This is a genomic window from Pseudomonas sp. L7 (assembly GCF_046605565.1).
In the GTDB taxonomy this organism is placed as follows: Bacteria; Pseudomonadota; Gammaproteobacteria; order Pseudomonadales; family Pseudomonadaceae; genus Aquipseudomonas; species Aquipseudomonas wayambapalatensis.
Genome location: NZ_CP176784.1, coordinates 5,215,395 through 5,228,509, shown reverse-complemented (window position 1 = coordinate 5,228,509; position 13,115 = coordinate 5,215,395). Strand labels below are relative to the sequence as shown.

Genomic DNA, 13,115 nt, shown 5'->3' with positions numbered 1-13,115 from the left:
AGGACGTTCAGGTGGGCGTCCCCCTGGCGTCAAACTCGAGGCGCGCTACGGCCCGTCGTCCCTCGTAGACTTCCAGCGTACTGCCAGGGCATAACAGGTCCCTGGGGGCATTGGGGGCAAGGAAGCGCGCGGTTCCGGTTCCTATTCTGCTGTCACGTGATTGGTGATTCTTCGTGACCTCAAGTACAACACTCCAGGCCGCCCGTGAGCCGTCAGGGCCTTCAATCGGAGCGGTGATGACGTAGTAGGGGTGGTTGAGGGGAAGCTGGGCCTTACCGCCGTCACTTACATTTCGCCAGTATATGGTTACGTGAACAGGTCTGTTCATTGGTTGATCACTTTCCACAAGAGATACCCCGCGTCCAACGTGGCTTGATGCGAGCACGATTCAAATCTGCAATTTCTATGTATCTGGCTTTGCCAATACTGTCCAAATTGCTGGAGGAGAACGCTGCATTGGCAAGTTTGTCAGGAACCTTGACCTGAACGATTTTGAAGTCTCCGCCGTGGCCCATCGTCTTACCCCATGTCACAGCATCTTTGTATGACTCAGCAAACCATTTTCCTTCCATGGTGCCATTCGATGTCCACGTGCCGGTTCGCATAAGTCCGTTATATTCTTCCATGCTCATGGAGCGGTAGAGGACAGTCTCCCACCCTAGCGGGTCAATCCACATAAACGGATTGGGAGCATAGCGGTAAAGGTTCCACCCCCCCGCCAACCCTATCGGATCCGGCTGGGTAAAGCGTCCGATGTCGGGATCATAGAATCTGAAGGTGTTGTAATGCAGTCCTGTCTCACGGTCCAGGTACTGGCCTTGGAACCTCAGGTTCTGCTCCATGCCCTGGTCTGGGTTGCAGCGCTCGGCGGCAGTGTTGCCCCACACCCGATAGGTAGCTTCCCATTGGGTCTGTCCATCTTCGTCGGTCTGACGATATGGCAGACCGTTGAGGTGGTTGTGAAAATGCAGTATGCGTTGATGGGCGCCGTTCCCATCGACGCGTGCAAGGGGTTCGTGGCCAGATTCTGCATACAGGTACAGACTGTTTCGACCGTTGCGGCGCTCATGCAGCAGACGCAGGCCATCCCACAGGAAGTCGGTTCTTCCCAGCAGAAGGCCGCGTACATCGTATTGTTCCTTGGCAACGCGTCTGCCTAGTGGGTCGTAGTGCATCCTTACGCAGGTTTCTCGACCGGCATGCAGGGTGCGGACTTCCACCAGTCTGTGCTCAGCGTCGTAGCGAAAGCGTTGGACGCCTCGTGCGCTGCTGACCTTTTCAATCAGGCGCCCGAAGCCGTCGTAGCGATAGCGCTTGTCCTGATACTTCAGCAGTTGGTTGTACTGAACCGAAGAGTTGTTGATTCCGTCGAGCAGGTTTGCGGCGGGGTCGTAATTGAACTGTTCTTGACGACCACCAGATGAGGCATAGCTTGAGCGCACCCTGGCCGTAACGTCGTAGGCAATGGTCTCAAGCGTGTTGCCTGTGGCGTGAAACTCCTCCACCTGGATCAGATTGTCGGCGCCGTCATAGCTGTAGTGCCGACGTGCGTTAGCCAAAGTGGCGGATGTCGGATCGCTTGCGTGATTGCCACGGCTGCGAAGCCGACCCAGTTGGTCGTAATCGCTGCGGTACAGCAGGCGTCCCTGGGTACGATTGATTTCTCGATGCAGCCGATCGCGCTCGAAGTCGGCGATGACGTGCCCATCGAGGTTCAGTTGATGCAGATGGCCCGAGCCATACATCAAGCGGTTGATCGAACGACCATCGGGAAGAATGAGCCTGGTCTGATTACCCAGCTCGTCGTAGGAATAGCCAAGTGTGCCATGTGGTGTGTGCTCCTCGAGCACATGCCCCAGCTTGTCATAGACATAGCTCAGCGTCTGGGAGTTGCCGTCCAGGGCAATGGTCTGCACCGCGAGCAACTGGTCCAAGGCATCAAACCGGTACTCCGTGCGGCCATCGGAGGTGATCTTGGCCACGAGCCGACCGATGGCATCGCGTTCGAGCTGGTGGGCGACAGGAGTATCGGGGCTCTCTGGCGCTGGGTGGAACACCAGCCGTATCAGATTGCCCAGAGCGTCATAGCTATAGGTCTTGTGACTACCCCCCAGATCGCGTTGCATTGCCAGGCGGTCACACGCGTCCCAGGAGAATCGATAAGCTTCGCCGTTTTCGTTGACGAGCTCTACCAGTCGGCCGTAGTGATCGTACTCGAAACGCACGCTACGGCCGGCCGCGTCAACTTGGCGGCTGAGCTGTCCGCGTGCTGTGTATGAGTAGCGCGTGGTATGGCCAGTCGCGTTCACATGGGCAATCAGGGCGCCATCGGCTGCACGCTGGTACTGCTCGTGCGTACCGTCTGGCCGAGTGATGGACTGCAACCTGCCTTGTGCGTCATGGCTGTATCGAGTCGTGCAGCCCTCTGCATCCGTCACCTGTGCTAGATGGCCGCGGTGGTCGTAGCTGTAATGAGTAACGGAGCCCGTGCAATCGACTGTCTCGATGACTTGATCCAGGTCGTTCCAGCGCTGTGATCTTGTTTTTCCCGCAGCGTCGACCATCTCGACCATCCTGCCGTGAGGGTCATGGCGAAACCGCGTCAGATGTCCTTCAGGGTCTTCTTCACGGGTGCAGTTGCCACGCGGGTCATAGCGGTATTTCCAGCGATTCCCAGCGCGGTCGACTTGCTCTCTGGGTAGCGCCCAATGTTCCAGCCAATACGTGGATTCGCTGCGCCCGAGCGGATCCACCGTCTCGGTCAGGTTGCCGGATTCATCATAGAAGTATTGCCAGCGTCCGCCTTGAGGGTCTACCGCGCCCAACAGCTGACGTTCATCGTTCCATTCGAAATGCCAGGTGTTCGCCAGGGCGTCGGTGTGTTCCACGACTTGATATTGGTTGTTCCAGCGATGCGTATGAGTGCGTTGCAGGCTGTCCGTAACATGGGTCAGCCCGGCGATCAGGTCGTAGGAAAACTGGTATTGATCACCCTCGGAAGTCCAGTGCCGACAGACGCGCCATTCATCGCCGAGGGCTTGCCACTCATAGTGACAAACTAATCCCGAAGCGTTCCGGTGTTCAATCAGTCGCCGGTGTTCACCATAGACGAAAAGCCGCTGCACTTGGCCGCTGCCATCCCTGACTTCAGCGAGCTCTCCGAACGCGTCGTAGTCATAACAGACCAGCGATTCGTTGCTCCCGTCACTGTACACGCGAACAATCTCGGAGACGCGAGAGGGCCATCGGGAGCTATAGCGCAATTCCATTCTGGTAGCGCCGTACGTGTCATCGAGCCCGATCAGGCGACCATGCTCGTCGTACCGAAGGTGCACCCGATTGTCATTGCGGTCACCCAACAGGCGCAGGCGCAGGCGTTGGGGATCTATTGGGGAGGGTTCGAATAATCGATAGAGGCCGTCCATATCCTCGATCAACAACTCGCCATCAGCCGCGCGTCTTACGCTCAAACCTTCGCCGGCACTGAATACTGCGTCGCCTGGGGGGATCGTGCCCATATCGATGATCCGCGCCTGCTCATCCGTGTACAGCAGGCGTTCTCCGTCATCCAAATCGGCGATCAGGTTCACGCAGACTTCGTAGGGAACGCTCCAACCTCTGCCGAGCAAACCGTCCTGGCGTTCGTCCAGGCTGCTATAGAAGCGCTGCCAGACCAGTGGCATCAGCGCCGGTAGTGTGAAGTCCAGCTCCTGCTCGCCGCTCAACACTTTCGCGCCAGTGGCTGCATGCACCGGGTTGGGGGCACCGGTTATGGCACGTGTGAGTGCCCCGGTCACCTGGCTACTGACGACACTCGCGGCGCCACCGAGCAGCATGCAGCCAAACTTGCTGTAGAACTTGCCCCCACGGCCACGCAACATCATCAGCGCGGTGATGGCCAAGCCTATGCCTGGCGTCTTACCGCTGCGGATCTCTCGTACGACGATTTTCTCGCCACCAATGCGCACGTTGTCCGATATCAGGCCGGAGTCGACGATCACCGCGTCGCAGGTGCTGCGATCGCCACTGCGCGCCGCTGGTTGGCCATTGATGCTGACCTTGCCAGAGCCCTCGGCGATATATTGGGGAGGCATCGCCGGATGCTTGGTGCACAGCACCTTGTCATCGTCCGCAGGTTCGGTGTTCGGGGCTGGCGAGGCTACGGTAGGCCGCCACATTTGCGAAAAGAACGCCTTCGTCATGTCGAGGAAGGTTTGCTCTTGCTCTTCTTCTCCTTCATCAGCCTGGCCAGCGGCAGGAGGAGGCAACACCACACCTGCAGCCCGGGCTGCAGGTTTTGAGTTTATGTAGGTATTTTGCGAACCACTGGCAATGTGGGCCTGCACTGTCGGTGGAAAAAGCGCGTTACCTATACCTTCGCAGAACCGACTCAGTGCGGTGTCCGCTCCGGTGCTGGCCATTGCCACGCCGACCACCACCCCCACGACCGCGCCCAGCACAACGCAGCCCAGACCACCGGTAGCAGCAGTGATGCCAAGCGCAGCCCCGACCGCAGCCGTGGCCAAGGCCCCGATGGCGATGGTGGCGGCGACTTCGAGTACACCGCCGACGATGTCGGCCATCATCGAGGTGTGCATCAGTGCGTCGCCTTCGCGCGCAGCCCAGAGTGCGTCGGACATGGTTGTCGTTCAGCCGAGGTTGTCGAAGTCGAGCGACTGTTTGAGAGCCGCCCAGTGCGCCGCTTCCTCCTCACCCAATGGCTGCGGCTTCACGTAGCTCAGGGCGAACATCTTGCGCGAGCCCGGCAGCAACAGCGCCAGTTGATATTGGTAAACCTTCTCTTTGCCCTTGGTGAACTGGCTCTGCAACTCGATGCCTTCCAGTTTTCCATCTGCTCCCAGCTTCACCGGCCGGGGGGGCTGCAAGCGCAGATCCAGCACCTGCTGGCGCAATCGCTGGATCTGGTCGTCGAAGTTGCTTTGCAACGTTTCCCCTTCGTTCAACAGGCTGCGGCTGACTACCAGTGAGGTGCCCAGTGTCTCGAAACGCAGGATGTTGATGCTGGTATCTCGCACCTGATCGGTCGGAAGGTCGAAGCGAAATTCGTTGAGGCGATAGTTCATGATTCGGGTGTCCGTCACTGGCGCGGGAATTTGTCGCTGACCCGACCGTCGATGCTGCCTTTGTCACCATGGCTGCCCGGTGTGGTGCCTGCTGCTCCACCGATGTTCAGGTCGAGCGTGCCGTTGGGGGTATTGATCTGTGCATGTTCGCTGGCGTTGATGTTCAGGCGTACGCCTGTGAGATTGATGTGACCGTTGGCGTTGAGCTCCAGCACACTGTCGCCGCACACCAGACGCAACTTTTCCCCGGCCTCCATCAGGTAGGTGGTGCTGATGCTGTCGGTCTTGCTGGCGCCAACCAGCAAGGTATCGTGATGGCGTACTGCGCGTACTCGATCCTGGCCGATGGTCACCATCTCCACCATTCCGACGCTCTTGGTCCGGCTTATGCCCACCGACAACGTTTCGTTCTGCTCCACCACCGTGTCCATGTTGCGCTCGGCATGCACATACAACTGCTCCTGCCCGCGCTTGTCCTCCATGCGGATCTCGTTGAAGTTGGCCGGGCTGCCGCCTTTGCTCGAACGGCTCTTCATGCCGCTCTGGGTGGCGTTGCCGGGCAGGTCGTAGGGCACGGCCTGCTCGGCGTTGTACACCCGGCCAGTGATGATCGGTCGGTCGGGGTCGCCTTCGAGAAAGCTGACGATCACTTCCTGGCCGATCCGCGGGATCTGCATCGAGCCCCAGTTCTTGCCGGCCCAGGCCTGGGATACGCGGATCCAGCACGAGCTGTTCTCGTTGGACTGGTCGTGGCGGTCCCAGTGGAAGTGCACCTTCACCCGACCGTACTGGTCGGTCCAGATCTCCTCGCCGCTGGGGCCGACCACCACGGCGGTCTGCGGGCCCTTGACCAGCGGGCGCAGGGTGCTCGAGACCGGCCGGTAGCTCTGCTGGGCGTCGATGCAGCTCAGGTTGCTTTCGAACTGCGCCGAGCCGCTGCCGCCGCCGGTTTCCAGACGCTCCTGTACTACGTAGTAGCGGGCGGCGACGATCAGGTACTCGCGGTTCTGGTCCTGGCGGGAGAAGCCGCTGAGGCTGAACAAATGACCACTGCCAAGACCACGGGCGTTGCCGCGCAGCTCCACGCGTTCATGCAGGCTCTGCAGCGACTCGAGACGGGTGCGCGCATAGTGCTCGCCATCCTGGGTCTGCTCATAGGCGCCGGGGTAGTCGTACAGCGGGTAGTCGCCGGCCTGGTGCGGGCGTGGCATGGCCGAGCGCACGTCGATCCGTGCGCTGGGGCGCTGGAAATCGTAGTCGTTGAGTTCCAGCGAGCCGGGCTGAACCTCCTGCGCCAGGTGCCAGTCGTTGATGTGGTCGCGCTCGCGGTGCTGGCCGTCGGGCGGATAGAACGGCACCGACTCGTAGCCCGGCGCCTTCTGGTGCGCGCCATAGGCGTCGGCCATCACCAGGACGTGGCGTTCTTGTTCATGACGGAAGAAGTAGTAGATGCCTTCTTCTTCCATCAGCCGGCTGACGAAGTCGAAGCTGGTCTCGCGGTATTGCACGCAGTACTCGCGCTCGCGATAGCTGCGGCTCAGGGCGTCCTCGAAGTCCGAGAACCCCAGGTCGCGGAACACCTGCTTGATGATCTGCGGTGCGCTCAGGTGCTGGAAGATCCGGCAGTCGCTGGTGCGTGTCAGCAGCCACAGCCAGGGCCGCAGGGTGACGCGGTAGCTGGCGAACTGCCCGCGATCGACCGATTGGCTGCAGCGCGCGACGATGCCATGAAAGTGGCGCGAGCCCCCGCCGCTCATCTGCAGCGACAGACTCATGGGTTTGCCCAGCAGCTGGTTGAGGTCGATGGCCGCGTCGTCGCTGGTCAACTGCAGCTCGTAGTCGAACAGGCGGCCGAGCTCTTCGCTGCCGCCCATCTCGCTGAGGATCAGCACGTTCGGCCCCAGGGGGCTGTTGATCTGCGCCAGGCGCGTCAGTTGCGTGAACAGCATGGATGTTCCTGTATGCGCGAGACTCAGGCCGCGCTGAAGTCATAGTGCAGTTCGTTGTCACGCGCGCCGATACTGACGCTGGCCAGCGGCTTGCCTTCGAGCAGACGGGTGAGGAACTCGCGGCTCATGTCCGGCAGCAGGCCGTTGGTCAGGATCGCGTCGATCATTCGCCCGCCGCTCTCGGTCTCGGTGCAGCGCGAGACGATCAGCTCGACCACCGCGTCGTCGTAGGCGAAGCCGACCTTGTGCGTGGCCTCGACACGTTTGCGGATGCGCTCCAGTTGCAGACGGGTGATGGCCTTGAGCATGGCGTCGCTGAGCGGGTAGTAGGGGATGGTCACCAGGCGCCCGAGCAGCGCGGGCGGGAAGATCTCCAGCAGCGGCTTGCGCAGCATGGTGGCGACCGCATCCGGTTCGGGCAGGGTCTGCGGGTCCTTGCAGATATCGGCAATCAGCTCGGTGCCGGCGTTGGTGGTGAGCAGGATCAGGGTGTTGCGAAAATCGATCTGGCGCCCTTCGCCATCTTCCATCACGCCCTTGTCGAACACCTGGAAGAAGATCTCGTGCACGTCGGGGTGGGCCTTTTCCACCTCGTCGAGCAGCACCACGCTGTAGGGGCGGCGGCGCACGGCCTCGGTCAGCACGCCACCTTCGCCGTAGCCGACATAGCCGGGCGGTGCGCCCTTGAGGGTGGAGACGGTGTGCGCTTCCTGGAACTCGCTCATGTTGATGGTGATCAGGTTCTGCTCGCCGCCATACATGGCCTCGGCCAGCGCCAGGGCGGTCTCGGTCTTGCCCACGCCCGAGGTGCCGGCAAGCATGAACACGCCAATGGGTTTGTTGGGGTTGTCGAGGCCGGCGCGGGAGGTCTGGATACGCTTGGCGATCATCTTCAGGGCTTGGTCCTGGCCGATGATGCGCTTGCCCAGGTGGCTGTCGAGGTTGAGCACCGTCTCGATCTCGTTGCGTGCCATGCGCCCCACCGGGATACCGGTCCAGTCGGCAACCACCGAAGCCACGGCCTGGTAGTCGACGGTCGGCAGGATCAGCGGGCTTTCGCCCTGCAGGGTGCCCAGGCGCTGCTGCAAGTCGATGAGTTGTTCGCGCAGCGCATGGCTGCCTTGGGCATCGACCTCCTGATCGACCACCCCGACCTGCTCACGCAACTGGGCGCGGGTGGCCAGTAACTGATCGACCAGGGCTTTCTCTTCGGCCCAGCGGTTTTCCAGCTCCAGCAGGCGCTGACGCTCTTCGGTCAGCAGGGTGTCGGCCTGGGCTTGGCGTTGCTCGGTGGCGACACCAATGGCCGCTTCGCGGGCGATGATCTGCAGTTCGACTTCCAGCGCCTCGATACGCCGACGGCTGTCATCGACCTCTGCGGGCACCGCATGCAGGCTGATGGCCACGCGTGCGCAGGCGGTATCGAGCAGGCTCACCGACTTGTCGGGCAATTGCCGGGCGGGGATGTAGCGGTGCGACAGCTTGACTGCCGCCTCCAGGGCTTCGTCGAGGATCTGCACCTGATGGTGCTTCTCCATGGTCGAGGCCACGCCGCGCATCATCAGCAGCGCCTTTGGCTCGCTCGGCTCATCGACCTGCACGACCTGGAAGCGGCGGGTCAGTGCCGGATCCTTCTCGATGTGTTTCTTGTACTCGGCCCAGGTGGTCGCTGCCACGGTGCGCAGGCTGCCACGGGCCAGTGCTGGCTTGAGCAGGTTGGCGGCATCGCCGGTCCCGGCCGCCCCACCGGCACCGACCAGGGTGTGGGCTTCGTCGATGAACAGGATGATGGGTTTGGGCGAGGCCTGGACGTCCTCGATGACCTGGCGCAGACGCTGCTCGAACTCACCCTTCATGCTGGCGCCAGCCTGCAGCAGGCCGACATCCAGGCTGCGCAGCTCGACATCCTTGAGCGCGGGCGGTACATCGCCGGCAACGATGCGCAAGGCGAAGCCCTCGACGACGGCAGTTTTGCCCACGCCCGCTTCGCCGGTGAGGATCGGGTTGTTCTGGCGGCGACGCATGAGGATGTCGACCAGTTGGCGGATCTCTTCGTCGCGGCCGACGATCGGGTCGAGCTTGCCGCTGCGTGCCTGCTCGGTCAGGTCCACGGTGAAGCGCTTGAGTGCCTCCTGCTTGCCCATCGCAGCGGGGGCCACGGCGCCGCTGGCTTCGCCCGGCGCTGCCGCGGTGAAGCCGTCGCTGGCGGCCAGATTGTTCTCGGGGGAGTCGCCGACGTACTCGTCGAAACGCTCGCTCAGGGCCTCGACCTTGAGCTTGGCGAACTCGCTCGACAGACCCAGCAGGGCATTGCGCAGGCTCGGGGTCTTGAGGATGCCGACCAGCAGGTAGCCGGTGCGCACCTGGCTTTCGCCGAACATCAGGCTGCCGTAGACCCAACCGCGTTCCACTGCCTCTTCGACCTGCGAGGACAGGTCGGTGATCGAAGTCGAGCCCCGTGGCAGGCGATCGAGGGCGTCGGTCAGATCGCGGGCCAGGCGTGCCGGCTCGACATTGAACTGGCGCACGATGCGGTGCAGGTCGCTGTCCTGCAACTGCAGCAGTTGGTGCAGCCAGTGCACCAGCTCCACGTAGGGATTGCCGCGCAGCTTGCAGAACACCGTGGCGGCCTCGATGGCCTTGTAGGCGACGCTGTTGAGTTTGCCGAACAGCGCGGCGCGGCTGATTTCACCCATGTTCCTGACTCCTTGTGCATGGCGGTTGGACCGGCTGCGCGGCGTAGTAGCGAGCGAGCTTGAGGTCGTTGGCATCGTGTTGTGGACGGCCGAGCCAGGTGTCGAAACCCAGGCGCCTGCCGGCATCGAGTCCCAGCGCGGGCACGTGCTCGCGCGCGAGAATGAGGTTCAGGTCCCAGTCCAGCTCGTGGCCCAGGTACTCGGCGACCCAGGCCGCCAGTTCCATGAAGGCCTGCCCGCCGGGCAGCAGGGCGTGGTACTGCTCCAGCGTCAGCGGGCCGAGGCACAGGCGGAACTTGTGCTGGCGATCCCAGACGTAGCGGCCCAGGCACAGGTCCACACCCAGGCGATTGGCGTCCACGCCGAGGCGACTGCGCTCGGGCAACTCAAGCCACTGGCCGACGTACTCCTCGACATGCACCGGCACGCCGAAGTAGCCCGACAGGATGCTGCACAGGCCATCGGGGTAGCGGGTCTGCGCGGCGAGGTGGCCGGAGTAGTGCAACTTGGCGGTATGCGGCAGCGGGCCTTGAGCCTGCAGCTCGGGTTGGCCGCGACCGCTCAGGGCAGCCAGGCGTGCGGCCCAGTAGTCATCGCCGGGGCGGTCGTGGCTGACAGTCGGTCGTGCTTCGGCCCAGGCTCGGTAGAACAGGCTCAGCAGGCGGTGATGGAAGATGTCGAGAAAGCGTTTGCTGGTGTGGTCGGCGTGGTTGCGCTGGCGCTCACGCAGGTACTCGGTCAGGTGTAGCGGCAAGGGGCCGTTGGGGCCACCGAGGCCGAAGAAGAACTGCTCCAGGCGCGCCGGGCCTTCGTCGTTTTGCGTCACCGACGCCAGCGTGGCCGGGGCGAAGCTGCAGTCCAGGCGCTGGCCCAGGCGCACCGGTTCGTCGGCCAAACGCTGGGCGTGGCCGAAGCGCGGCAGCTCGGGGTGCTCGGCCTCCAGGCGACGCAGCGCCTGGAAGAAGTCGAACGCCCAGGGTTCGGCCTGCATGGCCTCGAGTGTGTTCACAGGGTCGGCCTGCGTCCGGGCTTGGCTTTCCATCGCATGATCTCGCCGCGTTCGCGGGTGCGCAGAACGGTTTCGGTAAAGCTGTTGATGGACACGTAGCGGGTCAGGAAGCGTTCGAACACCGCGCCGAGCAGGAACACACCGGTGCCGCGGAACGCGTTTTCGTCGAACTCCAGGGTGATTTCCAGGCCGCGGCCGAAGACGATCGGGCCGGGCATGGGCAGGCGCCGGGTGCAGGGCTTGCTGCTGACTTCGCGCAGGCCGTCGATCTGCAGGTGCAGCGCGCTGTCCTGGCTATCGCCGTACAGACGCAGCAGTTCGCGCAGGGCGGCTGCGCCCTGGCCTTGCTCGGTCAGCGACAGGTAGTTCAGCGACAGTTGGCTGATCAGGCGCCACGCGCGGTTGTCATGGGCATGGCTGGCCTTGGGGCGGCTGGGGCCGGCCAGGCAACGTACGGCAGACACGGGCGCGCTGTCGGCGAGGCTGAAGTCGCTACGCCCGTCGCCCACGCTCATGAACAGCGGCAGATCGCGGTTGCTGCACAGCGCGCTGATACCCAGCTGGCGCAGGTCGTGGCGGTGCGGCGCCTGTTGGCCATCGACCAGGCTGATGAAGGTTTCGCTGCCCATGTAGCTCGAGCGCGTGCCGTTGCGCCGTTGTTCGCTCGACAGCACCCGTTGCTCGCGGCGCACGATGTAGTAGGCCTGGTCGCGGCCATAGCGCGAGGGGTCGCGCACGGCGTAGAAGGGCAGGAACTCCTGGTCGGCACCGGTGCCGTGGCCGGTGACGTGCTGCAGCGAGTGGATCTCGAAATCGGTAGGGCGGGTGCGGTCGGCGATTACATGGTGTTCGTTGACCTTGTCGGTCAGGTGGATGCGATCGACGCGGCGCGGGAACAGGTTGATCGCTGGGGTGCAGAAGGGCACCAGGCGCTCGGCGCCGACGCTGCTTTCCAGTGTCGAGTCGAAGCGCTCGAACAGTACCAGCAGCTCCAGCTCCTGCCCGTTGCAGCGCTTGACCGCCCGTTCCAGGCCCGCGAAATCGACAAATAGAAAGCGCTGCGGCAGGGCAAAGTATTCCTGCAGCAGCCGGTAGCCCTGAAACGCCTGCGGCACCACTGGCAATGCGGCTTCACTGTCATCGAAACCACAGGGGCGCAGGGCCTGCTCCAGCGGGATGCGCTCGACCCAATCAGCGCCGGGCTGGCGGGCGAACACGGCGCAGGCGCTGCCCAGCAGTTGTTCGTAGAGACGGTAGGGCGTTTCGTCGGCGCCGTTGAGGTACAGCGGCAAGTGCGTCAGCGGCAGGCTGCACAGCGGGATCTCGGCACCGCTGCGCAGGGTCAGGCGCAGCGCGGCGCGGGCCTTGGGTTCGCTGGCGGCGAGGCGGCCGAGCACGGTGCCGGGGTTGCCGAAATATTCGGCGCGGGCCACCTGCAGCGGCCACAGGGTCACGTCCTGGGTGCTGCGAAATTCGCAGGGGGTCTGCGAGTCGCGGCCAAGGTTGGCCCGCAGCACGCTGCCACGTGGCAGCGGGAAGCCGGCACTGAGCGAGCCCTCGTCGGGGTCGGTCTGCAACTGCACCACGGTCATCGAGGGCGTCGGTGCCAGATAGTGCGGGTAGGCGATTTCCAGCAGGTTGTGGGTGAAGGTCGGGTACTCGGCGTCGAGCTTGAGCTGCACGCGTGCAGTGAGGTACGCGAAGCCTTCGAGCAGGCGCTCGACATACGGGTCGGCGCAATCGATGCCGGACAGTGTGAGGCGTCCGGCGATCTTCGGGTACTCGCGGGAGAACTCCGCTGCACTCTCGCGGATGTGCCGCAGTTCCTGGTTGTACAGCTCGAGCAGGCGCGGGTTCATGCGCGTCTCCGGCGATCGGCGGGGGCCACGTGCACTTGGCCGGACTCCAGGTCCAGGTCGGTCTGCAGCAGCAATGGCAAGGCCGCAGGCTGGGCCCAGAGATCGCCTTCGATCTCGAAGCTCAGGGCGTTGGCGTTCATTTCGCCGGGCGCGACCAGGGCCCGCACCTTGAGGGTGTGGGCGAGGATGCGTGGCTCGTAGGTGGCGATGGCCTGGTGAATGATGCGCTCCAGGGCCAGCAGGTCGATGTTCGACGCGCAGTTGCCGGCCAGGGCGGGCAGGCCGTAGTTGATCACCGAGGTGCCTGCGGGGGTATCCAGGGTGCGGGTGCTGTCGAGCAGCGATGTGGTATTGAGCAGCCAGGCCAGGTCGCGCAGCACCGAAGCCTTGAGCTGTTGCAGCGATAGCACGCGCTTGTCCGGGGCCTCCTGCGGGTTGCCGGGGTCGTCGTCGGTCAGACGATCCAGCAGCGAGGGTTGCAGGCGGTCACGGGCGGCGATGTCGGCTACCACGGATGG

At 63.3% G+C, this 13,115-nt stretch carries 7 protein-coding genes; all 7 read right to left on the bottom strand.

All coding sequences use genetic code 11. The annotated features are described in order from the left end of the window. Positions 1 to 335: 335 nt before the first annotated feature. Genes ACK3BK_RS23880 through tssE form a run of 7 tightly spaced genes read right to left on the bottom strand, consistent with a single transcriptional unit; the run spans position 336 to position 13,109 of the window. The gene (locus ACK3BK_RS23880; RefSeq protein ID WP_411383447.1) at positions 336 to 4,640 is read right to left on the bottom strand and encodes an RHS repeat-associated core domain-containing protein; all 4,305 of its coding nucleotides are present in this window, start codon (positions 4,638 to 4,640) and stop codon (positions 336 to 338) included. A gap of 9 nt (positions 4,641 to 4,649) precedes the next feature. Next, positions 4,650 to 5,084, bottom strand: coding sequence for a DcrB-related protein (locus tag ACK3BK_RS23875; protein WP_411383446.1), 435 nt, complete (start codon positions 5,082 to 5,084; stop codon positions 4,650 to 4,652). Positions 5,085 to 5,098: 14 nt separating this feature from the next. Next, positions 5,099 to 7,033 (bottom strand): type VI secretion system tip protein VgrG, encoded by a 1,935-nt coding sequence (locus ACK3BK_RS23870; protein WP_186711593.1) that lies wholly within the window; start codon positions 7,031 to 7,033, stop codon positions 5,099 to 5,101. A 23-nt stretch (positions 7,034 to 7,056) separates the two neighbouring features. Continuing rightward, positions 7,057 to 9,729 (bottom strand): type VI secretion system ATPase TssH, encoded by a 2,673-nt coding sequence (gene tssH / locus ACK3BK_RS23865; protein WP_411383445.1) that lies wholly within the window; start codon positions 9,727 to 9,729, stop codon positions 7,057 to 7,059. Further along, the gene (gene tssG, locus ACK3BK_RS23860) at positions 9,722 to 10,771 is read right to left on the bottom strand and encodes a type VI secretion system baseplate subunit TssG (RefSeq protein WP_186665667.1); all 1,050 of its coding nucleotides are present in this window, start codon (positions 10,769 to 10,771) and stop codon (positions 9,722 to 9,724) included. The genes tssH and tssG overlap by 8 nt, the downstream gene beginning before the upstream one ends. Next, a complete protein-coding gene (gene tssF / locus ACK3BK_RS23855; RefSeq protein WP_186665669.1) occupies positions 10,735 to 12,597 on the bottom strand; it encodes a type VI secretion system baseplate subunit TssF in 1,863 nt (620 codons plus the stop codon). The genes tssG and tssF overlap by 37 nt, the downstream gene beginning before the upstream one ends. Continuing rightward, complete coding sequence (gene tssE / locus ACK3BK_RS23850; RefSeq protein ID WP_186665671.1) at positions 12,594 to 13,109, bottom strand: type VI secretion system baseplate subunit TssE; 516 nt, start codon at positions 13,107 to 13,109, stop codon at positions 12,594 to 12,596. Before tssE ends, tssF begins: the two co-directional genes overlap by 4 nt. Positions 13,110 to 13,115 lie beyond the last annotated feature (6 nt).